We start from the raw sequence: 23632 nt of genomic DNA on the forward strand, positions 1-23632 counted from the left end.
CATACCCGACAGGGCCTCGGGGGACACGGACCAGCGCGAACACACCACCGTTTCTTGGCCCGCAGGAGACGGTCAGCCGGAGTCGGGCAGGAAGTCGTCGCCGAGGGGCTCGCCGCGCAGCGCCGCGTCCACGCGGTGGCGGACGTGCGCGCCGGTCATCGGGCACTCCAGCGGACGCGCCGTGCGGCAGTCGAGCATGTGGTCCAGGACGGCGGCGGCGCGCGACAGCCGCCGGATCTTCGCGCGCATCGCGTCGCGCTGCCCGGCGATCAGCGCGCGCCGCTCGTCCAGCGTCGCGCTCTCCACGACGGCGGCGGTCCCGGCGAGCGGGACCAGCCCGTCCTCGTGCCAGAGCTGCACGTACGCGAGGCGTTCCAGCGCCGCGCGGTCGTAGTACCGCACCCGGCCGCGCCGCTCGGTGGACGGGACGAGCCCGATCTCCTCGTAGTACCGCAGCGCCGCGACCGACAGCCCGAACGCCGCCGCGACCCGGCTGATCGAGTACGCCTCCATCGGCCCCCCTCCTCCGGACTTGCGCTCAAGTCCGCTTGAGCGCCGAAGCTTAGGCAAGCCTAACTTCCGTCGAGGGGACTCCGATGCCCGCACCCGCCGCGCCCGCGCTCCGCGACCCCCGCCCGCTCGGCCGGGCGGGCGCCGCGCTCGTCGTCGGCTTCGTCCTGCTGAGCCTCAACACCCGCGTCGCGTTCGGCCAGATCGGGCCGCTCGCGCCGGTCACCGACCTGCCCGGCACGGCCGTCACCGTGCTCGGCCTGCTGCCGCCGCTGGTCATGGGGCTGTGCGCCCCGGCCGCGCCCGCTGTGCGCCGCCGCCTCGGCGAGGAGCGCGGCCTGTTCTGGGCCGGGATCGTGCTGCTCGCCGGGACGCTGCTGCGGCCCCTCGGGCTGCCCGGCCTGCTCGCCGGGACGGCCGTCGTCGCCGCCGCGACCGCCGTCGTCAACGTGCTCGTGCCCGTCCTGGTGCAGCGGCGGTTCCCCGCCCGGCGCGTCGGCGCGATGATGGGCGTCTACGCGATGTGCATGGGCGCGGGGTCGGCGCTGGTCGCCGCCGCCGTCGTGCCCGTCGCCCGCGCGACCGGCGGAAGCTGGCACGCCGCCGTCGCGCTCGCGATCGTCCCGGCCGCGCTCGCCGCCGCCGGAATGGCCCCGCAACTGCGGCACGCGCACGTCCCGCCGCCGCGCGCCGCCCGGACGGCCGACCGCCCGCACGTCGCCCGGACCTGGCTCGCGTGGAGCCTGCTGTGCTTCTTCGGCGTCCAGACGCTGCTCTTCTACACGACGCTCGCGTGGCTCCCGACGATCCTGGTGGACGCGGGCGTCGGCAGCGGGACGGCCGGGTCCATGCAGGCGCTGTTCATCGTCGGCGTCGCGGTCGGCGGGTTCGCCGCGCCCGTCCTGGCCGCCGCCCGCGCCGACCAGCGGCCCGTCCTCGTCGCGTCCCTCGCGGTCTGCGCCGCCGGGTACGCCGGGCTGCTCGCCGCCCCGGCCGCCGCGCCCGCGCTGTGGGCGCTCGTCCTCGGCGCGGGCCTCGGCGCGGGGCAGTCGCTGCCCGGCGTCCTGTACGCGCGGCGCGCGGCCGACCACGACCACGTCGCCGCGCTGTCCACGATGGCGCAGACCGGCGGCTACCTGCTGGCCGCCGCCGGTCCCGCCGCCGTCGCCGGCCTCCACGCCGCCACCGGCTCGTGGACGCTCCCGCTCGCCGCGATGCTCGCCCTGCTCGCCGCCAACGTCCCGCTCAGCTCCCGCGCGGGCCACGGTTAGCCGGTGTTTCCAAGCCCCGGCCCACGGCCCTCGCCTGGCGGCTCGGGCCTCACCGGGACTGTGCGAGCGCGGCATCGCTCCGCGATCTGGGCGGTGAAGCTCGCCTCCGGCGTCGCTTCACCGCCCAGGTAACGCACTCGCGCTGTGGCTGAGGCACTTTGAAACAGGCCCCCGCCCCGATCAGAGGTTGAGGGTGTTGATCGTGATGTCCCGGCCCGCCGTCATGGACGTGCCGATCGACTGCGCGTTCACGACGTTGGCCTGCTGCGCCTGCACGGGCGCGAGGACGCCCGCCCGCCGCCCGAGGTCGGTGAGCTCGGCGGCGAACTCCGGGTCGTCGGCCGCCGCCCGCCCGAGCGCGGCGGCGAGCAGCGCGTGCAGCCGCTCGTCGTCGGGGCTCGCGGCGGCGAGTTCGAGGATCGGCTCGTCCGGACTCCCGCCGAACCGCCCCTTGATCCGCGCGACGAGCGCGCCCACCGCCTGCCGCGCCCCCTCGCCCAGCGACTCCGCCGCCCGCCCCGCCAACGCCGCCGCCGCGGCCGTCGCGATGGCCACCATCTCCGGATCGCTCAAGGATGCCCCCTGGGATTACTGGAAGATTCCCGTCCATCCTCGCGCACCGCGGCGTTCGCCGGTAGCGGGAATCGCGACGGCCGCGGTCGGCCGCGCGCTGTCGCGCCAAGCGCACGCCGGTTTACACTGTCGGATTCACACGGTCAGTGGTGCGGTCGTCAGGAGCGGACGATGGACAGCGCGCAATCGCCCGGCCCGCCGCCGGGGGAGCGGTTCCGGCCGGGAAATGAATTCCGCAGCGACTCGCACGTCAACGCGGTTTTCCAAGCGCAGGGCGACGTCAATGTCAACACCGGCGCCGATGTGCTCGATCCGCCCCACCTGACGCCTTTGCCGACCGCATTTTTCGTGAACCGCGACAGCGAACTGGCGCACGTGTCCGAGACCGCCGCGCACCTGGAGCACGCGGTGGGCGTCTGCGTGGTGCAGGGCCCGCCCGGCGTCGGGAAGCGCGCCGCCGTCCGCGAGTTCGTCCGGCGGCACGGCGACCGCTTCCCCGGCGGCGACATCTACGTCGACTGCGCCGACTACGGCTCGCTCGGCACGCCCGGCACCGCGAACCTCCAGGCGATGCTCGTGGACGTCCTCAGCGCCCTGCGCATCGCCCCCGAGCACGCCCCGCGCGGCCGGTCGCAGCTCGCCGCGTGCTACCGCAGGCAGCTCAACCGGCTGCCCGGCCCGGTGCTCGTCGTGCTGGAGAACGCCGCCGAGCCCGCGCAGGTCCGCGCGCTGCTGCCGAACCGGCCGGGCAGCCTGGTGCTGGTCGCCGCCGTGCCCGGCGCCGACCTCGGCGAACTCGCGCTGGACGGGGCCGAGTTCGTGTCCGTCGGCCGGCTCGCCGACGAGCACGGCGCGGAGGTCTTCCGGCGCGCGGCGGGCCGCGCCCCCGACGCGCTCGGCGGGCTCGTCCGGTCCTGCGACGGGCTGCCGCTCGCGCTGCTCGTCCTCGCCGCGTCGCTGCGCGCCCGCGGCGACGCCGAACTGGCCGCCCGCGCCGCCGACGACCGCAGACTGCTCGCCGCACTCGTGCTGGGAGGCCGACCGATCGTGGCCGCCGCGTTCACCCTCGCCTACCGCGCGCTCCCCGCCGACCTGCGCGCCGCCTACCGCCGCCTCGGCCTGCTGCCCGCCCGCGACATCGGCCCCGGCGCCGCCGCGGCGGCGCTGGCCGCCGACCCGGCGGCGGCCCGCGACCTGCTGGACCGCCTCGCGGACGCGCAAATGCTCGAACGGCGGTCCAACGGCCGGTACGCGTTCGCCAACAACCTCATCCGGCTGCACGCCCGCGACCAGGCCGAGGACGAGTCCGCCGAGGGCGAGCCGCTGGAGCGCCGCGAGGCCGTGCTGGAGGCCGTCGTCCGGCACTACGTGCTGCACGCCGCGTTCGCCGACCGCGCCAAACGCGCCGACCGCACCCGCGTCGCGGACCACGGCGAACTGCTGGCGGGCCACCGCGACCCGTTCGCCGGGCCGGACGCCAAGGAGCGCGCGCTGGCCTGGCTCGACGCCGAGCGACACAACCTCGTCCCCGTCGCCGAGGCCGCGTTCGACGCCGGGTTCACCCGGCTGACGATCCTGCTCGCCGACGCGCTCACCAGCTACTACACCGACCGCCGCGACCTCGTCGCGTGGATCGCCACCAGCACGCTCGGCGCGCGGGCCGCGCGCGCCGAGGGCGACGCGTGGGCCGAGGCGCGGCTGCGCAGCATGATGTCGCGGCCGCTCACCGACCGCGGCGACCTGGACGCCGCCCGCGCCGAACTCGACACCGCGCGCCGCCTCGCGGACGAGACCGGCGACCTGGTGCTCCGCGCGTCCGTCGCCGAGTTCGAGGGGCGGCTGCTCACCCGCACCGACCCGGCGGCGGCGCTGGACGCGTTCGCGCGCTCGCGCGAGCTGAACGAGCGCGCCGGGGAGCGGCGCGGCGCGGCCCTCGCGCTGACGTTCGCGGCCGAGACGCTGCGGGTCCTCGGCGACGCGGCCGGCGTCGGCGCGCCGGGCCCGGACGGCGGCGACGCGCCCGGCACCGGCACGGGTTCCGCGCGGGACCTCTACCGGCGCGCCGCCGAGACCTACGGCGCGGCGCTGCGCGACTTCCACGACCTGGACGACGACCGGATGGCCGCCCGCACCGGCATCGGCCTCGGCGTCGTCCGCGCCCGGCTCGGCGACGCGGCGGGCGCGGCGGACATCCTGCGCACCGCCGCCGCCGCGCTGCGCGGCACGCACTACGCGGCGCAGGCGAGCGTCCACCTCGCCGACGTCGCGCGGGCGACGGGGGACACGGCGGCCGAACGCGCGCACCTGCGGGACGCGCTGGCGGTCTACACCGAGTTCAAGCACCCGGACCGCGACGTCGTCGCGGAACGGCTGCGCGCGCTGGGCAGCGGTCAGCCCGGCTGACAGGTCCAGGAGAGCGTCGCGGTCCGCGGGCCGACGCGGATCGTCGCGGACCCGTCCGCCGGTTCGCCCGCGCGCACGCGGTGGTACAGGGCCGTGCCCGCGAGAGCGGGATCGTCGGTTCCCGTTGCGCGGACGCGTGAGCCGTCGCGGAGCAGGGCCGCGCATCCGCCGTCCGCGAGCGCGGTGACCGCCACCAGAAGCTCCGGGTGCCGGTCGAGCGCGGACGACAGCCAGGCGGCCGCCGCCTCCCCGGCGAGCGGCGCGCGCCGCACCAGGACCGTCGCGTTGTCCGGCAGCCGCCGGTCCGGCTCGTCGTCCCCGACGCTCAGATGCCGGAACGCCCCCGGCTCCGCCGGGCCGGGGTCCGCGACGGCGGCGGGCCAGCGCCGGACCGCCAGCGCGCCGTCCGCCTCGGCGCGCGAGTGGACGACGAACGAGCGCGGCTCGTCCACCGCGGGCTCCGGCGGCGGCACCGCGCGCAGCGGCGCGTCCCCGTCCGGCACGGCCAGCTCCAGCAGCTCGTAGACGAACGCGCGCAGCGTCGCGGCGGTCCGCCCGCGCGCCCCGAACATCCGGTCCGCGAGGGGGAGCAGCCGGTCGGTGTCCTGCGCGGCGGCCCGCGCGACCTGCCCGGCCAGCGGCGCGGCGTCGTCCAGCCGGACCGCGAGCCGCGCCAGCTCCCCGGCCGGACTCGCCGGGACCACCGGGCCGTCGCCCGCCGCGAGCAGGAACGGCCGGGGCAGCGCCGTCGCGTACAGCGACACCGACCCCTGGTCCCCGACGACGACGTCGGCGGCCAGCAGCGCGGCCTGCCACCCGGCCTCCGGCGGGACGCGGACCAGCCCGGCGTCGAACGCGTCCGCCAGCCACAGGCCGAGCTGGTGCGGACCGTGCCAGGACCAGACGTTCGGATGCGCGACGAGCGCCACCCGGTACTCGTCGGCGGGCAGCGCCCCGAGCAGCCGCGCGGGCAGCGTCCGCCGCCGCGCGAGCAGCGAGCCCGGACCCCACGTCGAGGACACCACGACGAGCCGCTGGCCGGGCCCGACGCCGAGCGCGTCGCGGTACCGGTCCCGCAGCGCCGCGCTCGCGGCCATCCGGTCGAGCGCGAGGTCCCCGATCAGCACGCAGCGCCGCGCCGCCTCCGGATGCTCCGCGCGCAACTGCTCCCGCTGCTCGGGATGCGAGATCGCCATCCACACCCCCGGCTCCCCGAGCCGGTCGGCGGGCACGACCCCCGACAGCCGCCGCCCCGGCCCGCGCGAATCGGGCACGTACTTGTGGAAACCGATGCCGTGGGGGAGCACCAGCACCGGCGCGTCCAACCCCCGTACCGGAACGTTCTCACTGGCCATGAGGACGAGGTCCGGGCCCAGCTCCGCGATCTCGTGCCACGGGACGAGCCGGACCCCCGCCCGCTCCAGCAGCGCGTCGACGCCCACGCTGAACGCCGACGAATCATCGAGCGCGAACAGGACCTCCACCCGGGCGTCCCGCCGGAACACCGCCAGCGCCTCCAGCAGCCGCACCGCGGACGTGAACGTCCGCGCCACCGCCAGCACCGTCCGCTCCGGCCGGAACGTCTCCCAACGACGCCGCCGCGGCCCCGCCCACGACGATCGCTCAGCCGACACGACGACTCCGCACCCGGTCGGGACGACGCGCGCCCAGATTTCTGAATCCGGCAGATAGTACCCGGGTTGTCATTGTGGGGGGACGACCCCCCACACCCCCCGCGGCGCGGAGCATGCATCCTCACTCCGCTGGCGCTCCGCTGCGGTGCATCCTCCGCGCTGCGCGCGCCCGGCCACTCGCTGGCGCTCGCGGCCGTGCGCCCGCCGGGTAACCCCCTGTGGTTGCGCTTGTTGGTCTTGTTGGAAACCTTGGAACTTTCAGCCTTCGATCGGGGCCGTTTCCTTCTGGGTGGTCGGCGTCGATTCCTTGGTGGGGGTGGACTTGGGGATCGTCGCCGCGATCAGGCCCGCGAGGATCGCCACGCCGCAGCCGATGGCCAGGCCCGTGCGGAAGCCGTTCTCGGAGGTGAGGGTGTAGCCGCCCATCTTCACCGTGAGCTGGGCGAGGACCACGCCGACGACGGCCGCGCCGATCGAGGTGCCGAGGGAGCGCATCAGGGAGTTGAAGCCGTTCGCCGCCGCCGTCTCCGACAGGGGGACGCTGCCCATGATCAGGGCGGGTATCGCGCCGTAGGCGAGGCCGACGCCGCTGTTCATGATCATAATGGCCAGCATGAGGCCCGGCGCGGAGCCCAGCAGCGCGAGCGCCGACGCGTACCCGGCGGCGAGCACGATGATGCCGCTGATCAGCGTGAACTTCGGCCCGCGCGCGTTGGTGAGCTTCCCGCCGAGCGGCGAGACGATCATCATCATGATCCCGCCGGGCGCCAGCCACAGGCCCGCCGCGAGCATCGACTGCCCGAGCCCGTACCCGGTGGCCTTCGGGAACTGCAGGAGCTGCGGGATCACCAGCATGGACGAGTACATCGCGCACCCGACGAAGATCGACGCGAGGTTGGTGAGCAGCACGCGCGGTCGGGCCGTCGTGCGCAGGTCCACGATCGGCTCGCGCGTCCGGACCTCCCACGCGCCCCAGCCGAGCAGCACGAGCACGGCGGCGGCGAACAGCGCGACGGTCGTCGCCGACGCCCAGCCCCAGTCCGCGCCCTTGGAGATCGCCAGCAGCAGGCAGACGAGCCCGACGCCGAGGCCGACCGCGCCGGGCGCGTCGAACCGCTGCCCCTTCGCCGCCGCCGGGACGACCGGGACGACGAACCAGATCAGCACCGCGACGACCGCCGCGAGCCCGGCCGACCCCCAGAACAGCACCCGCCAGCTCGCGTACTCCGCGACGGCGGCGGCGATCGGCAGCCCGAGCCCGCCGCCGATCCCCATCGACGCGCTGACCAGCGCGATCGACGAGCTGAGCTTCTCGCGCGGCACGACGTCGCGCAGCAGCGCGATGCCGAGCGGGATCATGCCCATCCCGACGCCCTGCAGCCCGCGTCCGACGATCATGGGCACGACGGACGACGACAGCGCGCACACCACCGACCCGGCGACGAGCGGCACGGCGCACACCAGCAGCATCAGCCGCTTGCCGACCAGGTCCCCGAGCCGCCCGAACACGGGCACGCAGACCGCGCCGACGAGCAGCGTCGTGGTGATGACCCACGCCGAGTTCGACGCGGTGGTGTGCAGGATCCTCGGCAGGTCCGCGAGCAGCGGCGTGACCAGCGTCTGCATGATCGCGGCCGTGACGCCGGCCAGCGCCAGCGTGGCGACGACGCCGCCGGAGTGGGCCGCCTTCGGCGGTGGAGCGTTCATGAAGGACCTCGGGAGGTAGGGGGTCGGGCCGTGTGCATGGTACATGTTGAGTGCATAGGACACATGCCGGGGTTCGTGTCCCGCTTCGTGAGACGATGGGCGGGATGTGTGGCACGCGGCCCCGATGCGGCGGGAGGTGGAGGCGGATGGACGGTCCTGCCCGGGAGGTCGAGTACGAGCAGATGCTGCTCAGCCGCCACGAGCTGATGCGCCACCGGCTCAGCAGCCTGGAGCGCAGCGCGTACATCCTGCTCAGCCGCATCCGCGTCCAGGGCCCGATGTCGATCGGGGAGCTGAGCGACGCGTTCGGCCTCGACGCGTCCACGCTGAACCGGCAGACCGCCGCCGCGATGCGGGGCGGCCTGGTGGAGCGCATCCCCGACCCGTCCGGCGGCATCGCCCGCAAGTTCCGCATCACCGACAAGGGCGCCCGCATGCTCGACGACGAGCGCGAGAACCTCGTCGACGGCCTCGGCAAGGTGATGGCCGAGTGGTCCGACGAGGACGTCGCCGCCTTCGCCGCCTACCTGCGCCGCTTCAACACCGACATCGAACGCCTCACCGGCCGCCCCTGGCCCCGCCCCTGACGACCACGGCGGACCGCCCCCCGGCAGGGGCGGTCCGCCGCGTCAGGAGCCGGTCAGTGCCGGGCCATCTTGTACTGGTGGCGGGCCTCCCACGGGCTGATCGCCCGATCGAGGAACATCAGGCCGTCCACCCGGCAGTTGCACGGGTTTCCCTCGCTGGTGTTCTGCGGGTAGCTGCCGCCGATCTTGATGCCGCGCGGATCGGTGGCGGACGTGGTGTGCGGGCCCGGCTCGTCGGCCAGCTTCCACGGGTCGCCCTTGACCGTGTAGAAGCCGGGCAGCGGCTCGCCGTCCTTGTAGAGGGCCATCGCGCCCGTGTCGTAGTCGAACGTCGCGGCGAGGTGGACCCACCGGTTCTGCGGCAGGACGCTGCGCCAGTGCTCGTTCGCCGCGAACGTCTGGGAGCTGCCCGAGTCGACGCGGCGGCCGAGGGCGACGACGCGCAGCGTGCCGGACACGTCGATCACCTCCAGCAGCGCGCGGACGTCGTGGCCCTGCGACGTGCCGCTGAGCAGGCCCGCCAGCCCGACCGCGTTGTAGACGTCGTCCGGGTTCGCGGTGTTGGAGTTCGGGCTGGGGTTGACGCCCGTCATCTTGAACCAGCCCATCACCGTCGCGCCCCGCGCCGCGTTGAAGGCGTGGAGCGACGGGACGCCGGTCGCGGAGTAGACCCCGGCCTTGCGGTCGTCGTTGCCCTTCGTCGTCGGGTCGACCTGGCCGAGCTGGAGCACCTGGCCGCGCGACCCGTCCCGGACGCGCAGCGCCGCGCCCCCGTTGACCAGGTCGATCGTCGTCCCGGAGCGGCCGAGGTCGCGTTCGCGGCCCGCGTCGCCCGGCACCGGGTGCTCGAAGTCGTAGTACGAGACCAGGTTCCCCCGCAGCGACGGGAAGACCCCGGACTTGCCGCCGCCCGCGCTCGCGGCGGGGGCGGCGGCGAGCGACGCCCCGGCCAGCGCGGTCGCCAGCGCGGCGGCCAGCGCCACGCGTCCACGGCGAATGATCATGTCGTCCTCCTGGGGGTGCCCGCCGGGCGGGCGGCGCGCGCCGCCCGCCCGGCGGGGGCCGTCACTTCGCCGGGGCGCCGGTGACCGTGAGGTCGCGGAGCCTGCCGATGTTGTCGAACGAGCCGAAGCCGACCCGCCCGGACGCGAACGTGGTGTCCAGCGCCGTCATCACCGGGCGCTTGCCGCCGTCGACGTACACCGCCGTCTCACCGGTCGCGCCGCAGTGCGTCAGGCGCACCTTGTGCCAGTCGGCGTCGGTGATCGACGGGGGAGCGCCGTGCGACCGGTTGGCGTTCCACTGCTGGTCGATCCGCAGCCGGTCCGCGCCGTTCACCACGAAGATCCCGTTGTGCGGGTAGATGGAGTTGTCCGTGGACAGATGGGCGTACGCGAAGTGCGTGTCGTCCTGGTAGTCGAAGATCAGGATGACGTCGCGGTCCTTCTGCGTGACGGGCGTGTCCAGCCGCACCTTCGCCTCGATGTTCACCGAGCCGTAGGACGGCCCCTTCGCCAGCACCGCGTACTCGTACGGGCGGCGCGGTCCGGGGCGCTCCTTGCCCGCCTCGGCCAGGACCACCTCGCGGCCGGGGAACTGCCACTTGGACGGAGTGACCGGCGTCCAGTCCTTCGCGGCCGTGGCGTGCGAGACGCGGGCCGGGCCGGTGCGGCACTCGGCCGTCTGCCGCGTCCCGACGACCTTCCAGACCTTGCCGTTCGCCTTGGCCAGCAGGTACAGCTCGCCCTTGGCGTCGATCCCGTACCGCAGGTCGACCCGGTCGTCCCCGGCGAGCTGCTTCATCGTGACCGGGTTGCCCGCCGTGTCGTACGCGGAGAGCTGGTAGATCTGCGCCCGGTTCCTGCCCGCCACGTCCCGCTTCATGGCCGACTCCTCGGTGTAGAAGAGCCGTCCGTCCACGATGTCGGTGAACAGGTACTTGCCGCGCAGCGCCGGGATCTTCGAGCCCCGGTAGACGTAGCCGCCCGAGATGGCGTGGCCGCTGTCGCTGCTGCAGTTCCAGTCCGCGGGCGGGTCGTGGTCGTACGCGGCGACCGGGTAGTTGTACCCGTACTTCGCGTCGTCCTCCGGCAGCGGGTACAGGTGGCAGCGGTCGGACTTGTTGAACGTGAACGCGCCCTCGCGCTCGCTCCAGCCCAGGTTGTCGCCCGCCCGGATGTCGTGGATCGACTCGATCTCGTGCTCGCCGATGTGGGCGAGGAACAGCCGGTGGCTGCCGCCGGTGTCCCAACTGAACCGGTGCGGGTCGCGCATGCCGTAGGCGTAGATCTCGCCGACCTTGCCGGCCTGGCCCGCGAACGGGTTGTCGGCCGGGATGCCGTACTTGCCGTTGGCGCTGTTCGTCCCGGACGGGTCGATCCGCAGGATCTTGCCCTGCGGGACGCCGAGGTTCTGCGGGTCGCCGCCGTTGTCGCCGACGTTGCCGTTCCCGCCGTCCCCGACGGCCAGGTACAGCTTCCCGTAGTCGCGGTCGCCCTTGCGGGCGTTGGGGTTGAAGTCGATCTGCTGGAGGTTGTGGATCTGCCCGGAGAACCCGATCCGCAGGATCTCGCGGTGCGTGCCGCTGAACGTGTCGGCCTTCGGGTTCTTGGCCGTCCACTCGTCGATGACGCCGTGGAACTTCGTCTTCGGCTGCGGCGTCAGGTCCGGGGTCTTGCTGGTCAGCGCGCCGTTGGCCTCGACGTGCGTGGTGTAGAACTTGCCGTTCTTCTTGAAGTCGGGGTGGAACGCCACGAACCCGAAGCCCTGCCCGAGTCCGGACGCGGAGTAGAAGTCCGGCTGGAACGTCGCGCCGACATCGAGGTAGACGTGCGGCGTGTGCGTCTTCTTGTCGAGGAAGTACAGCTTGCCGTTGAGGTCCGGCGCGAACATGCGGCCGGAGTGGTCGGGGAGTTCGCCGACGTAGTTGATGCGGTTGTACCGCTTCAACCGGTCGTCGGTGGGCGGGGCCGAGGGCTGCGACGCGGGAAGCTGCGCGAACTCCTGCAGCACCAGGCCGAGGCCCGCGGGGGCCGGGTCGTCGGGGATGGGGTCGAGGATCGGACCCGGCGTCTGCGCGCCCGCCGCCGTCGGTACGGCGAGCAGGGCCGCGAGGAGCGCCGACGTCGTGAGCAGGCACCGTCTCAGTTTCGTCATTCCGGCCGTCCGTAGTGGGTGGGGGGTATTGGCTGGAAAGCGCATTCTGGAAGCGCTTTCACGAACGTAAGTCCCGTTTCCGCTTCCGTCAAGAACGAATTCTGTGTCGAAGGTGATCACCGAGAGTCATAACGGCGGACAGCGCGAGACCCGCCGGGGCGGCGGCCGCGTGCCCGGCGAGCGTCAGCGCCACGGCCGCCGCCGCGCCCGGCGCCCAGGCCCACGTCGGCACCGGCCGCGCCGGGCCGCCGCGCCGCCGCCGCGCGGCCTCGGCCGCCATCGGCGGGACCAGCGCGGGCAGCGCCGCCGCGAGGACCGTCAGCCAGTCCAGCAGCATCCGGTCCACGCGCAGCGCGGCCAGCACCGCGCCCGGCAGCGCCACCGCCAGCGCCGCGCCCGCGCGCGGCAGGCGCGGCGCGAACCGCGCGACCGCGAACGCCCCCGAGTGGACGGCGGCCAGCGTCGGCGCGACGACCGACGCGGCGACGAACAGGTTCGCCACCGGCAGCCCCGCGACGTGCGGGCCGTTCGGTCCGGACAGCACCGCGACCACGTCCGCCGAGCCGCCCGCCGCCGCGAGCCCGGCCCCGACCACCGAGGCCGCGAGCGCGGGCCCGACCAGCAGCGCGACGCACACCGCGAGGTCGGCGCGCCGCCGCAGCCCGGCGGTGAAGTCCGGCGCGCGCACCGCGAACACCGACACGTAGCCGAGATAGCCCGCGAGGTCGGCGGCGAGCGCGGCCGGGCCGTCGCGCGCCAGCGACACCGGGGACTCCGGCGGCGGCAGCCGCACCGCGACGAGCACGATGAGCGCGACCGCCGTGAGCGTCGTCCCGACCGCGACGGCGTTCCACCTCCCGCCGATGGCAAAAAGAACCACCACGGGCAGGGTGAGCAGCACGACGCCGCCCGCGTCCGGCAAACCCGCGAGCGCGGCCAGCGCCGCCCCGCCGAGCCCGATGTTGAACCCGAACCAGCCCGCCATCGCGACCGCGAGCAGCGCGGTGAACACCCGCTCGGCGACCGGCGGCAGGTAGCGCGGGGCCAGCACCGCCATCCCCGCGCCCTCGCCCAGCGGCGGCGCGAGCCCGAGCCGGCCCTGCGCGACGAGCAGCGCGGCCATCACCGCGCCGCCCACCGCCAGGACGGCGACGGGCAGCGCGCCGCCGTGCCGCCCGGCGACCTGCGCGCCGAGGACCAGCGCGCCCGGCGCGGTGCCGATCCCCAGCCACGCCCCGGCCGCCGACCGCCACGAGCGGCCCGCGTCCGCGTCTCCGCCCGTCACGTCGTGATCACGCGCCCCTCACGCGACGTGCCGCGTGAACCGCGACAGCGTCAGGGCCAGGGCGTCGGGGCCCGGCATGGACCACAGGTCGTCGTTGAAGATCTCCACCTCGACCGGCCCGTCGTAGCCCGTCGCGGCCACGGCGTCGCGGAACCGGCGCAGCTCCACGCAGCCGTCGCCGAGCATCCCGCGCCCGGTCAGGACGCCCGCCGGGAGCGGCGTCACCCAGTCCGCGACCTGGAACAGCGCGAGGCGGTCCTCGGCTCCGGCGCGCTCGATTCCGTGCCAGGCGTCCGGGTCCCACCACAGGTGGTAGGTGTCGATGACGACGCCGACCTGGTCCGCCGGGAGCGGCGCGGCCAGGTCGAGCGCCTGCGCGAGCGTCGCGACGACGCAGCGGTCCGAGCAGAACATCGGGTGCAGCGGCTCGATCGCCAGCCGGACGCCGTGCTCGCCCGCGTACGGGGCCAGTTCGGCGAGGATGTCCGCGACGCGGGCGCGCGACCCGTCCAGATCACGCGACCCGCCCGGCAGCCCGCCGCTGACGAGTACCAGGACGGGCGCGCCGAGCGCGGCGGCCTCCTCGATCGCGCGCCGGTTGTCCGCGACGGCGTTCTCCTCCTGGAAGAACCCGCCCCGGCACAGCGACGTCACCGCCAGCCCGTGGTCGCGCACCAGCGACGCGGCCCGCTCCAGCCCGTACTCCGCGACGGGCTCGCGCCACAGGCCGACGCCGGTGACGCCCGCCGCCGCGCAGCCCTTCGCCAGGTCGGGCAGCGGCCAGTGCCGCGTGGTCCACTGGTTGAGGCTGAACCTCACGCGGCCACCCCCTGCACGGTCAGCCAGGCGCGCATCCGGTGCGCGGCGAGCGCCGGGTCGGGGAACAGCCCGGCCGCGTCCGCGCGGCGGAACAGCTCCGCGAGGTGCGCGACGGACCGGGCGGTCTCCAGCCCGGCGACCATGCGGAAGTGCCGCTGGTGCCCGGCCAGCCACGCCAGGAACACGACGCCCGTCTTGTAGTAGTACGTCGGGGCGGCGAACAGGTGCCGGGCGAGCGGGACGGTCGGGGCGAAGACGTCCTCGTAGGCGGCGAGGTCGCCCCTGCCGAGGGCGGCCAGCGCCGCCGCGGCGGCGGGCGCGATGGGGTCGAAGACGCCCAGGAGCGCGTCGCTGTGCCCGTCCGCGTCGCCCCGGATCAGCTCGGGGTAGTGGAAGTCGTCGCCGGTGTAGAGGCGGACGCCCGCTGGAAGGCGCTTTCGGAAAGCGCTTTCACGACCGGCGTCGAGAAGGGAGATCTTGACGCCGTCGATCCGCTCCGCGTGCGCGGCGATCAGGTCCAGCAGCGCGTCGGCGGCGGCGTCCAGGTCGTCCGACCCCCAGTAGCCCGCCAGCGCCGGGTCGAACATCGGGCCGAGCCAGTGCAGGACCGCGGGCCGCCGCACCTGCGGCAGCAGCGCGCCGTAGACGTCGGCGTAGTCGTCCGGGCCGGTCGCGAGGGCCGCGAGGTGGCGGCTCGCCATCAGCACCGGGACCGCGCCCGCTTCCTCGACGACCGCCAGCTGCTCCTCGTACGCGGTGACGACCGCGTCCCGCGACGCCGGGCCGGGCGGCAACTGGTCCGTGCCCGCGCCGCACACGATGCGCCCGCCGGCCGCGGCGGCCTCCCGTCCGGCGCGGGTGATCAGCTCCCGCGTGACGGGCCAGTCCAGGCCCATGCCGCGCTGCGCGGTGTCCATCGCCTCGGCGACGCCCAGCCCGTACGACCACAGGTGGCGGCGGAAGGCCAGCGTCGCGTCCCAGTCCAGGCCGTCGCCGAACGGGTCCGCGACGACGTGCGCGGCGGCGTAGGCGACCCGCGACGCGCTCGGGCCGGGCGGCGGCGCGAACGCGCGCGGCTCGCCCAGCGTGTACGGGACGAGCGTCCCGTCCGCCTCCGGAAGGTTGATCTTCACCGGGCCAGCTCCGGCACGTCCAGGCGGCGGCCCTCGCGCCACGCGCGCAGCCCCAGCTCCGCGAGCTGCACGCCGCGCGCGCCCGCGTAGAAGTCCCAGGGGAACGGTCCATCCTCGGCGACGTGCCGCAGGAACATTTCCCACTGGGTCTTGAAGCCGTTGTCGAAGTCGGCGTTGTCGGGGACCTCCTGCCACTGCGAGCGGAAGTCCTCAGTGGCGGGCAGGTCCGGGTTCCACACCGGCTTCGGCGTCATCGCGCGGTGCTGGACGCGGCAGCGCCGCAGGCCCGCGACCGCCGAGCCCTCGGTGCCGTCCACCTGGAACTCCACCAGCTCGTCGCGGAAGACGCGGGTCGTCCACGACGAGTTGATCTGCGCGACGATCCCGCCGTCCAGCTCGAAGATCCCGTACGCGGCGTCGTCGGCGGTCGCCGCGTACGGCTTGCCGTCCTCGCCCACCCGCTCGGGGACGTGCGTCGCGCCGAGCGCCTGCACCGACCGCACCGGCGCGATGATCCCCTGGAGCACGTACTGCCAGTGGCAGAACATGTCGAGGATGATGCCGCCGCCGTCCTCCTCCCGGTAGTTCCAGCTCGGGCGCTGCGCCTCCTGCCAGTCGCCCTCGAACACCCAGTAGCCGAACTCGCCGCGCACCGACAGGATGCGGCCGAAGAAACCGCCGTCCACGAGCCGCTTGAGCTTCAGCAGCCCCGGCAGGAACAGCTTGTCCTGCACGACGCCGTGCTTGACGCCCGCCGCGTCCGCGAGCCGCGCCAGCTCCAGCGCGCCCGCCAGGTCCTCCGACAGCGGCTTCTCGGTGTAGACGTGCTTGCCCGCCGCGACGGCCTTGCGGATCGCGGCGACGCGCGCCCCGGTGACCTGCGCGTCGAAGTAGATTTCGACGCCGGGCCGGGCCAGGGCCTCGTCCAGGTCGGTCGTCCACGCGGTGAGGCCGTGCCGGTCGGCGAGGTCGCGCAGCTTGACCTCGCTGCGGCCGACCAGCACCGGCTCGGGCCACAGGACGTCGCCGTCCGCCGTGGGCAGCCCGCCCTGCTCCCTGATCGCGAGGATCGAGCGCAGAAGGTGCTGCCGGTAGCCCATGCGCCCGGTGACGCCGTTCATGACGATCCCGATGGACCTGCGTGCCATCCCGTTCCTTCCCAAAACGTTCGTCGGTGGGTGTCGCGGCCGTCAGTCGGCGGCGGCGCCCGCGCCCAGGAGGTCCCGGACGCGGTTGGTGACGCGCGCGAACTCCGGGCGCGCCATCGTCGCGGCGTAGTCGCGCTCGGCGGGCAGGTCGACGTCGATGACCTCCGCGACCGTGCCCGGCCGCTCGCTCATCACCACGACCCGGTTCGCCAGGTACGCGGCCTCCGCGACGGAGTGCGTGACCAGCAGGATCGTCGTGCCCGTCTCCCGCCAGATGCGGTTCATCTCGATGTTGAGCTGTTCGCGGGTGAGGGCGTCCAGCGCGCCGAACGGCTCGTCCATCAGCAGGACGGGCGGCTCGTGCAGCAGCGCCCGGCACAGTGCGACGCGCTGCTGCATGCCGCCGGACAGCTCGTGGGGGAGCGCGTCCTCGAACCCGGTGAGGCCCGTCATCGCCATCAGCTCGGCGGTCCGCGCCCGCGCCTTGTCGGCGGGCATCTTGCGCATCTCCGCCTGGAGCAGGATGTTGCGGCGGGCGCTGCGCCACTCCAGCAGCGCCGCGCGCTGGAACACGTAGCCGATGTCGTGGCGCGGTCCGGCGACCCGCTCGCCGCGCAGCCGCACCGCGCCCGACGACGGCTTCAACAGGCCCGCCACCAGCTTGAGCAGCGTGGACTTGCCGCACCCTGACGGGCCGACGATCGCCACGAACTCGCCCATCGCGATGTCGACGGACACGTCGTGCAGCGCGGTCACGTCGCGCTTGCGGCTGCGGAACCGGACGGCGACGTCCTCGATGCTGACGGCGGACTCGCGGCCCGCCGCGACCGTCCCGCCCTCGCGTTCGCTCACGGTCTTCACTGCTTTCCCTGGCACTGGTCCTCCTACTGCTGGGCCGCGTCCCGCACCCAGTACGTCGCGGGCGACTCGGCCTTCTCGATGACGCCCGCCTGCTTGAACAGCGCGATCGTCTGCTCCCAGTCGGCCGGGTCGTTGACGCCGGGGGCCTTGCCCTTGGTGCGGTCGGTGTGCAGCAGCGTCAGCGTGGTCTTGAACTGCTCGGTGACGACGGGCGTCGGCGGGAGCTGCTCGGACGCGCCGGCCATGCTCGCCACGGCCCCGTCCGGGTCGCCCTCGGCCGCCGTCCACGCCTCGCTGGTGGCGGCGACCATCTTCTTCACCAGGTCGCGGTCGCTCTTGAGCTTGCGTTCGCCGACCATGAGGCCGTTGGAGAAGAAGTTGACGCCGAAGTCGGCGTAGCGCAGGTACGACACCTGCTTGCCGGACTTGTTGGCCATCGTCGGCCCCTGGTCGTTGGCGAACCCGACGAGCCCGTCGGTCTTGCCCGCGATGACGGCCGCGATCTTCCCGGCCGGGTCGGTGTTCTGGACGTGGACGTCGTTCGCGCTCAGCCCGTTCTTGCTGAGGAACACCGGGAACGTCCGCGACAGCGCGTCCCCGGCCGTCCCGGCGATCGTCTTGCCCTTGAGGTCGGCGGGCGTCTTGAGGTTCGCGGTGGTGAACGCCTGCACGGACGCGGGCGTGGTCTGCAGGAACACCCCGACGCTCTTGATCGGCATGCCCTTGTCGACGGCGGCGAGCAGCGCCGGGGTGTCGGCCCAGCCGAAGTCGGTCTGGCCCGCGCCGGTCGCCTGGACGGTCTTCTGCGAGCCCTGCCCGGCCTTGATCTCCAGGTCGATGCCGTGCTTCTCGTAGATGCCCTTCTTCTTGCCGTAGTAGAACGGCGCGTGCTCGCCGTAGGGGTACCAGTTGAGGGTCAGCGTGACCTTGGTCAGCTTCTTCCCGGACGCGCTGGTCGTCCCGTCGTCGCCGCCGCACGCGGCGGCGGTCAGGGCGAGGGCGGGGGCGAGGACGGCGGCGGCGATGATGCGGAATCTCATGGACGGCTCTCCTGGGGGTGGGGTGGGAACGTTCCCGGCGACGGGATCGGCTAGTAGGCGGTCGTCACGGCGCCGCCGCGACGGCTGGCGTGCCAGGGGAGCAGCAGCTTCTCGGCGATCTCCACGACGGCGAACAGCACGACGCCGATCGCGGACATCACCAGCAGCCCGGCGAACAGCATCGGGGTGTCGAGGTTGCCGTTGGCCTGGAGGATCACGTAGCCCAGGCCCTCGTTCGAGCCGACGAACTCCCCGACGACGGCGCCGGTGACGGCGAGCGTCACGGCGACCTTCAGGCCGGAGAACAGGTGCGGCAGCGAGGCGGGCAGCCGGATCTTGGCGAAGGTGTCCAGCGGTCCCGCGCCCATCGTGGCCGACAGCTCGATCATCTCGGGGTCGACGGCCTTGAGGCCGGCGACCATCGAGATCACGACGGGGAAGAACGCGATGAGCACCGCGACGATGATCTTCGGCCCGATCCCGAAGCCGAGCCACACCACGAACAGCGGCGCGATGGCGATCTTGGGGATGACCTGCGCGAACAGCAGGATCGGGTACAGCGTGCGCTCGACCGTCGCGGAGTAGACCATCACGACGGCCGCCGCGACGCCGACGACGACGGCGATGAGGAAGCCGAGCAGCGTCTCGTAGGTGGTCACCCAGCCGTGGTGCGAGATGTACCCGGCCTTGTCGCCGAGCAGTTCCAGCGTCGCGCCGGGCGAGGGGACCAGGTAGTCCTCGACCAGGTCCAGCGCGGTGACCGCCCACCAGGCGGCGAAGCACGCCACCAGCAGCGCGGCGGGCCGCCAGATCCGTTCGAGGCCGTCGCGGAGCCGCTCGCCCGCGCCCGGCCGGTCGCGCTCGACGACGCCCGCCGCGTCCGGCCGCGCGGCGGTCCTCGTGCCCTGGTCGGTCATGGGCTCCTCCGGGGTGTTGGGAAAGCGCGTTCTGAAAGCGTTTTCTGAGGTACCGTAAGAACCCGTGCCCGGCGCGGTCAAGAGGGTCTTTCCGGAAGATCCGCCGCCCGGGGCGTCGCGACCCCGAGGAGGCGGCGGATGACCGAGGCGGCGGAGGCGCGCCGCGCGGCCGGGCGGAACGGCCCGGACGGGCACGGCGGGCAGGGCTACGTGACGCTCCAGGACGTCGCGCGGGACGCGGAGGTCTCGCTCGCGACGGCCTCCCGCGTCCTCAACGGCACCGCCCAGGTCCGCGCCGACCTGCGCGAGCGCGTGCTGGCCGCCGCCGCGCGGCTGAGCTACGCGCCGAACGCGCACGCGCAGGCGCTCGCCAGCTCGTCCAGCAAGACGGTCGGCGTGATCTGCCACGACGTCAGCGACCCGTACTTCGCCGCCGTCGCGCGCGGCGTGATGGCGACCGCCGCCGAGCACGGGATGCTCGTGACGCTCGCCAGCACGTTCCGCGACCCGGCGCGCGAGATCGAGTACGTGGCGATGCTGCGGTCCCAGCGGGCCCGCGCCGTCCTGCTCATCGGCACCGGGTTCGAGGACCGCGACTGGGAGCGGTCGATGGCCGCCGAACTCGACCCGTACCAGCGCACGGGCGGCCGCGTCGCCGTCCTCAGCCGCCACCGCAGCCTGCGCGTGGACGCCGTGCTGCCGCAGAACCGGGAGGGCGCGGCGGCGCTCGCCCGCGCGCTGCTGGCCCTCGGGCACCGCCGTTTCGCGGTGCTCACCGGGCCGCGCCGGCTGACGACCGTCTCCGACCGGCTCGCCGGGTTCACCGAGGCCCTGGCCGAGGCGGGCATGCCGCTCGATCCCGCCGACGTCATCGAGGGCGCGTTCACCCGCGACGGCGGCTACGCGGCCGCCGCCGAGCTCGTCCACCGCGACGCCCGGCGGCCCGACTGCGTGTTCGCCGTCACCGACGTCATGGCGATCGGCGCGCTGGCGGCGTTCCGCGACCACGGCCTGTCCGTCCCCGGCGACATCGCGCTCGCCGGGTTCGACGACATCCCGATCATCCGCGACCTCACGCCGCCGCTCACCACCGTCGCCCTGCCGCTGGAGGAGATGGGGCAGCGCGTGATGAGCCTGGCCCTGCGCGAGCCCGCCGGACGCCGCAGCCGCATCGAGCGCATCGCGGGCGAAGTGGTGCTCCGGAAGAGCACCGCACGCTAGACGAGCGCGCGGCCGATGGTTTCGCCGACGCGTTCCAGGAGTTCGCCGGCGTCCGCCATCGAGCGGACCGGGTCGGGTTCCAGGTCCGTCAGGCTGTGGACGGCGGTGATGCCCGCCGCGCGCAGGCGGGCCGGGTCCACCGCGAGGCGGCCGCAGACGGCGATGACCGGCAGGCCGCGGGCGCGGGCCGCGGCGGCGACGCCCAGCGGGGCCTTGCCCTGCAGGCTCTGCTCGTCCAGCGAGCCCTCGCCGGTGATGACGAGATCCGCGTCGGCCAGGGCTTTGTGGAAGCCGAGCAGGTCCATCAGGAACTCGATGCCGCTGCGGAACGACGCGCCGAGCACGGTGAGCGCCGCGTAGCCGGTGCCGCCCGCCGCGCCCGCGCCGGGCGCGTCGGCGGCGGCCGGGTCCAGGACGGCGGCGAGCCGCGCGAGGCCCGCGTCGAGCACCGCGACGTCGGCGGGGTTCGCCCCCTTCTGCGGGCCGTAGACGGCGGCGGCGCCGTTCGGGCCGAGCAGCGGGTTGCGGACGTCGGCGGCCAGCAGGAACTCCGTCGCGGCCAGACGCGGGTCCAGGCCGGACAGGTCGGCGCGGGCGAGGTCGCGCAGCGCCGCGCCGCCGCCGGGCAGCTCGCGGCCGTCCGCGTCGAGGAACCGCGCGCCGAGCGCGGCGAGCATCCCCGCGCCGCCGTCCGTGGACGCGCTGCCGCCCACGGCGAGCACGACGGTCCGCGCCCCGGCGTCCAGCGCGGCGGCGATCAGCTCGCCGGTGCCGCGCGTGCCGCAGCGCAGCGCGTCGGGGACGCCGGCGGGGAGCCGCCGCAGCCCGGACGCTTCGGCCAGCTCGACGAGCGCGAGCCCGTCGCGCAGCGCGAACGCGGCGGTCACCGGGTCGCCCAGCGGCCCGTGGACGCGCACGTCGCGCCGCTGGAACCCGGCGGCGACGGCGGCCTCGACGGTGCCCTCGCCGCCGTCCGCGATCTCGAACGCGGTGACGGCGAGGCCGGGCGCGGCGGCCAGCAGGGCGCGCCGGAGGTGGTCGGCGACCTGCCGCGCCGACAGGGAGCCCTTGAACTTGTCGGGGGCGATGAGGACACGGCTGATCGGCACGAGCCCGACGGTAAGCGCTTTCTCAGAGCCTCGTCAAGGAAGAGCGGGGGGCGGTCAGCTCACGCGCCGGGCCGCCGTGCGCCCGTCGCGCAGCGGGCGGACGGGCCGGCGGCGGCCCACCCCGGCGGCCGGGCTGGGGCCGCGCCCCGCGCGCGCCTGGTGGCCGAGCCAGCCGCGCAGCGCGAGATGGAACTCCAGCCGCTGCGCCGGGTCGTAGATCGCCTCGCCGAACATCTCCTCCAACTGCCGGAGCCGGTAGCGGATCGTCTGCGCGTGCAGGTGCAGGACGTCCGCGACCCGGCTGGCGACGAAGTCGCACTCCAGGCAGACCAGGAACGTCTCGGCGAGCCGCGCCCGCATCGGGGACGCCGACCGCAGCAGCGGCCCGAGCCGCCGTTCGATCAGGTGCGAGGCCAGTTCGGGATCGCGGCCGAGCATGATCATCGGGATGTGGTCGGTGACCGCGACGGGCGACGGCGCGGCCAGCACCCCCTCGGTGAGCAGGTCCAGGCCGAGCCGGGCGAGGCGCAGCGACGACGCGGCCTCGGCGGGCGGCACCGCCGGGCCGACCGCCGCCGTCCAGCCGCGCAGCGCCTCGCGCAGCGCGCGGTCCCGGCCGGGCCCCGCCGGGTCGGGGACGACCAGGCAGGGCTCGGGCAGGTGCAGGCCGTCCAGCACGTCCGGCGGCAGCAGCGGGCGGACCGCGCCGCCGGGCGGCGACCACAGCGCGACCGCCGCGACGGTGCGGGGGAGCGGCCAGTCGCCGTCCGCCGCGAGGGACGCGACCCGCGCCGGGCTCGTCGCCGGCGCGGCGACCAGCGCGTCCAGCAGCAGGCGGCGGCGCGTCCGGCGCGATCCGGCGGCGCGCGCGGCGACGTCGCCGTGCCCGGCGGCGGCCGCCGCCGCGAGCCCGTCGAGGCGGGTGTAGACGGCGTCCGCCAGCTCCGCGACGGCGGTCGGCGCGAGGGGGACGCCCGCCGCCTCCAGCCCCGCGACCAGATGGCGCAGCGCGACGCCCGCGCCGGTGCGCAGCGCGTCCCGCAGCGGCCCGAGGTCGCGGCCCTCGCGGGCCTCGGCGGCCCCGGCCCGGCGGAACAGCCCGAGCGCCGCCGCGCCGGGCGGGTCGCCGGCCAGCAGCGCGACGAGGTCGTCGGCGGCCCGCTCGGCGGCGCGTTCGAGCAGCCGCGCGCACTTGGCGTCGTCGTACTGCGGAACCTCGGCCGCGACGCGCTCCACGGCGGCGCGGGCGATGTCCGGGACGCGCGCGCGGAGTCCGGCGAGCACGGCGTCGCGGTCGGTCAGGTCGTCGAGCAGGTCGTCGAGCATGGGGGTCGTCCCTTGGGTCGGCGGACGCGTCAGGACGCGCCCGGCACGGCGAGCGCGCGGGCGTTGCGCTCGACGTCGCTGAAGGCCGGGTCGGCGCAGATCCCGCACTTTCGCCCGAAGAACACGGTGCGCGCCCGCTCGTCGCCCGCGAGCTGGAAGCGGAACCACGCGGTGGTGACGGCGCGGAAGTTCCCGCCGTCGCCGATCGAGGACAGGTGGCCCGCCCCCGCGACCTCGGCGTACACGGCGGGCACCGCCTCGCTGCCGGAGTAGAAGTTGCGGACGAGCCACGGCGGCACGATCGAGTCCTTCTCCCCGGCCAGGTACAGCGTCGGCCCGTGCAGGAACGACGCGGACGCCAGCGGGCCGGGCTGGACGGGCACGGTCGTGGTGACCCGCTTGTCGAGCGTCGCGTTGATGGCGCCCGCGCCGCCCTGCGAGTGCCCGGCGGCGGCGACGTGCGCGAGGTCCACCCGGCCCTGGAACGGGCTGCCCGCGGTGCGGTCCAGCTCGGCGAGCCGGTCGAGGCCGGAGCGCATCTCCAGCCCGGTGTTGGAGAACGCGGTGTCGGCGGCCGCGACGATGAAGCCGTACTGCGCCCAGTGCCGCAGCAGGCCGTCGTAGGCGGCGGGGGACCCGAACGTGCCGTTCCCCCAGATGATCACGGGGGCCTTCGCGGTGCCCTTCGCGAGGTCCGCCGGGTAGTAGAACGACGTGCTCCCGTCGTGCTTGGTCGCGACCCGGTGGGGACCGGGGCCGTCCCACGGCGCGGTGGCGGCGGAATCGGCGCGGGCGGGCGACGGGACGAGCACGGCGGCGGCGGCCAGGGCGGCGGCGAACGGGATCAGACGGCGCACGGGGTCTCCTCGACACAACCGGACGGGGGAGGGAGTTGTGTGACAGCACAATGTGCCATGTGTCGGCTCTGCCGT

The 23632-nt window shown here is 74.8% G+C and carries 20 protein-coding genes; 4 read left to right on the plus strand and 16 right to left on the minus strand.

Annotated features, from left to right (window positions below; genetic code table 11):
* Positions 1–72: 72 nt before the first annotated feature.
* The gene (locus G339_RS0112700) at positions 73–513 is read right to left on the minus strand and encodes a MerR family transcriptional regulator (RefSeq protein ID WP_019631461.1); all 441 of its coding nucleotides are present in this window, start codon (positions 511–513) and stop codon (positions 73–75) included.
* Positions 514–596: 83 nt separating this feature from the next.
* Between G339_RS0112700 and G339_RS0112705 the strand changes: the two genes are divergently transcribed.
* The gene (locus tag G339_RS0112705; protein ID WP_019631462.1) at positions 597–1781 is read left to right on the plus strand and encodes an MFS transporter; all 1185 of its coding nucleotides are present in this window, start codon (positions 597–599) and stop codon (positions 1779–1781) included.
* Positions 1782–1961: 180 nt separating this feature from the next.
* On the opposite strand, the gene G339_RS36620 is transcribed toward G339_RS0112705, so the two are convergent.
* A complete protein-coding gene (locus G339_RS36620) occupies positions 1962–2354 on the minus strand; it encodes a hypothetical protein (protein WP_019631463.1) in 393 nt (130 codons plus the stop codon).
* 348 nt (positions 2355–2702) lie between these two features.
* Between G339_RS36620 and G339_RS33485 the strand changes: the two genes are divergently transcribed.
* On the plus strand, positions 2703–4757 hold the full coding sequence (locus tag G339_RS33485) for a hypothetical protein (protein ID WP_019631464.1): 2055 nt from the start codon (positions 2703–2705) through the stop codon (positions 4755–4757).
* Here the strand turns inward: G339_RS33485 and G339_RS0112720 are convergent.
* Both G339_RS0112720 and G339_RS0112725 read right to left on the minus strand, forming a co-directional pair.
* Positions 4745–6391 (minus strand): hypothetical protein, encoded by a 1647-nt coding sequence (locus G339_RS0112720; protein WP_157407540.1) that lies wholly within the window; start codon positions 6389–6391, stop codon positions 4745–4747. The genes G339_RS33485 and G339_RS0112720 overlap by 13 nt on opposite strands.
* Before the next feature lie 258 nt (positions 6392–6649).
* Positions 6650–8098 carry an MFS transporter gene (locus G339_RS0112725; RefSeq protein WP_019631466.1) on the minus strand — a complete coding sequence of 483 codons (1449 nt, stop codon included), beginning with the start codon at positions 8096–8098 and terminating at the stop codon, positions 6650–6652.
* A gap of 146 nt (positions 8099–8244) precedes the next feature.
* On the opposite strand from G339_RS0112725, the gene G339_RS0112730 reads away from it, so the two are divergent.
* Positions 8245–8685, plus strand: a complete 441-nt coding sequence (locus G339_RS0112730; RefSeq protein WP_019631467.1) for a MarR family winged helix-turn-helix transcriptional regulator — start codon at positions 8245–8247, stop codon at positions 8683–8685.
* 53 nt (positions 8686–8738) lie between these two features.
* Here G339_RS0112730 and G339_RS0112735 read toward each other — a convergent pair whose 3' ends face one another.
* The 9 genes from G339_RS0112735 to G339_RS0112775 all read right to left on the minus strand — a co-directional run bounded on the left by G339_RS0112735 (position 8739) and on the right by G339_RS0112775 (position 19044).
* A complete protein-coding gene (locus G339_RS0112735) occupies positions 8739–9689 on the minus strand; it encodes a LamG domain-containing protein (RefSeq protein ID WP_026341394.1) in 951 nt (316 codons plus the stop codon).
* Positions 9690–9750: 61 nt separating this feature from the next.
* Positions 9751–11841, minus strand: a complete 2091-nt coding sequence (locus G339_RS0112740) for a PQQ-dependent sugar dehydrogenase (protein WP_019631469.1) — start codon at positions 11839–11841, stop codon at positions 9751–9753.
* Between the two features lie 88 nt (positions 11842–11929).
* Positions 11930–13126, minus strand: a complete 1197-nt coding sequence (locus G339_RS0112745) for a purine-cytosine permease family protein (protein WP_019631470.1) — start codon at positions 13124–13126, stop codon at positions 11930–11932.
* A gap of 18 nt (positions 13127–13144) precedes the next feature.
* On the minus strand, positions 13145–13945 hold the full coding sequence (locus G339_RS0112750) for a sugar phosphate isomerase/epimerase family protein (RefSeq protein WP_019631471.1): 801 nt from the start codon (positions 13943–13945) through the stop codon (positions 13145–13147).
* On the minus strand, positions 13942–15078 hold the full coding sequence (locus G339_RS0112755; RefSeq protein ID WP_019631472.1) for a dihydrodipicolinate synthase family protein: 1137 nt from the start codon (positions 15076–15078) through the stop codon (positions 13942–13944). Before G339_RS0112755 ends, G339_RS0112750 begins: the two co-directional genes overlap by 4 nt.
* On the minus strand, positions 15075–16226 hold the full coding sequence (locus tag G339_RS0112760; RefSeq protein ID WP_019631473.1) for a Gfo/Idh/MocA family protein: 1152 nt from the start codon (positions 16224–16226) through the stop codon (positions 15075–15077). Before G339_RS0112760 ends, G339_RS0112755 begins: the two co-directional genes overlap by 4 nt.
* A gap of 42 nt (positions 16227–16268) precedes the next feature.
* Positions 16269–17078 (minus strand): ABC transporter ATP-binding protein, encoded by an 810-nt coding sequence (locus G339_RS0112765; RefSeq protein WP_026341395.1) that lies wholly within the window; start codon positions 17076–17078, stop codon positions 16269–16271.
* Between the two features lie 32 nt (positions 17079–17110).
* Entirely contained in the window at positions 17111–18127 is a 1017-nt protein-coding gene (locus G339_RS0112770; RefSeq protein ID WP_019631475.1) for an ABC transporter substrate-binding protein, read from the minus strand.
* Positions 18128–18177: 50 nt separating this feature from the next.
* On the minus strand, positions 18178–19044 hold the full coding sequence (locus G339_RS0112775; RefSeq protein ID WP_019631476.1) for an ABC transporter permease: 867 nt from the start codon (positions 19042–19044) through the stop codon (positions 18178–18180).
* A gap of 138 nt (positions 19045–19182) precedes the next feature.
* On the opposite strand from G339_RS0112775, the gene G339_RS0112780 reads away from it, so the two are divergent.
* Positions 19183–20265, plus strand: coding sequence for a LacI family DNA-binding transcriptional regulator (locus G339_RS0112780; RefSeq protein WP_019631477.1), 1083 nt, complete (start codon positions 19183–19185; stop codon positions 20263–20265).
* Here G339_RS0112780 and G339_RS0112785 read toward each other — a convergent pair.
* From G339_RS0112785 to G339_RS0112795, 3 genes are read right to left on the minus strand one after another with little or no spacing between them, the layout of a single operon-like run.
* Complete coding sequence (locus G339_RS0112785; RefSeq protein ID WP_019631478.1) at positions 20262–21374, minus strand: glycerate kinase; 1113 nt, start codon at positions 21372–21374, stop codon at positions 20262–20264. The two genes, G339_RS0112780 and G339_RS0112785, sit on opposite strands and share 4 nt — an antisense overlap.
* 54 nt (positions 21375–21428) lie before the next feature.
* Entirely contained in the window at positions 21429–22700 is a 1272-nt protein-coding gene (locus G339_RS33490; protein ID WP_019631479.1) for a PucR family transcriptional regulator, read from the minus strand.
* Between the two features lie 29 nt (positions 22701–22729).
* On the minus strand, positions 22730–23557 hold the full coding sequence (locus G339_RS0112795; RefSeq protein ID WP_019631480.1) for an alpha/beta hydrolase family protein: 828 nt from the start codon (positions 23555–23557) through the stop codon (positions 22730–22732).
* Positions 23558–23632: the final 75 nt, after the last annotated feature.

This window comes from Actinomadura atramentaria DSM 43919 (assembly GCF_000381885.1).
GTDB classification, from domain to species: Bacteria; Actinomycetota; Actinomycetes; order Streptosporangiales; family Streptosporangiaceae; genus Spirillospora; species Spirillospora atramentaria.

Coding starts and splice junctions, on each gene's coding strand:
- G339_RS0112700 (WP_019631461.1), bottom strand. CDS start 513: ATGGAGGCGTACTCGATCAGCCGGGTCGCGGCGGCGTTCGGGCTGTCG.
- G339_RS0112705 (WP_019631462.1), top strand. CDS start 597: ATGCCCGCACCCGCCGCGCCCGCGCTCCGCGACCCCCGCCCGCTCGGC.
- G339_RS0112725 (WP_019631466.1), bottom strand. CDS start 8,098: ATGAACGCTCCACCGCCGAAGGCGGCCCACTCCGGCGGCGTCGTCGCC.
- G339_RS0112730 (WP_019631467.1), top strand. CDS start 8,245: ATGGACGGTCCTGCCCGGGAGGTCGAGTACGAGCAGATGCTGCTCAGC.
- G339_RS0112735 (WP_026341394.1), bottom strand. CDS start 9,689: ATGATCATTCGCCGTGGACGCGTGGCGCTGGCCGCCGCGCTGGCGACC.
- G339_RS0112740 (WP_019631469.1), bottom strand. CDS start 11,841: ATGACGAAACTGAGACGGTGCCTGCTCACGACGTCGGCGCTCCTCGCG.
- G339_RS0112760 (WP_019631473.1), bottom strand. CDS start 16,226: ATGGCACGCAGGTCCATCGGGATCGTCATGAACGGCGTCACCGGGCGC.
- G339_RS0112770 (WP_019631475.1), bottom strand. CDS start 18,127: ATGAGATTCCGCATCATCGCCGCCGCCGTCCTCGCCCCCGCCCTCGCC.
- G339_RS0112775 (WP_019631476.1), bottom strand. CDS start 19,044: ATGACCGACCAGGGCACGAGGACCGCCGCGCGGCCGGACGCGGCGGGC.
- G339_RS0112780 (WP_019631477.1), top strand. CDS start 19,183: ATGACCGAGGCGGCGGAGGCGCGCCGCGCGGCCGGGCGGAACGGCCCG.
- G339_RS33490 (WP_019631479.1), bottom strand. CDS start 22,700: ATGCTCGACGACCTGCTCGACGACCTGACCGACCGCGACGCCGTGCTC.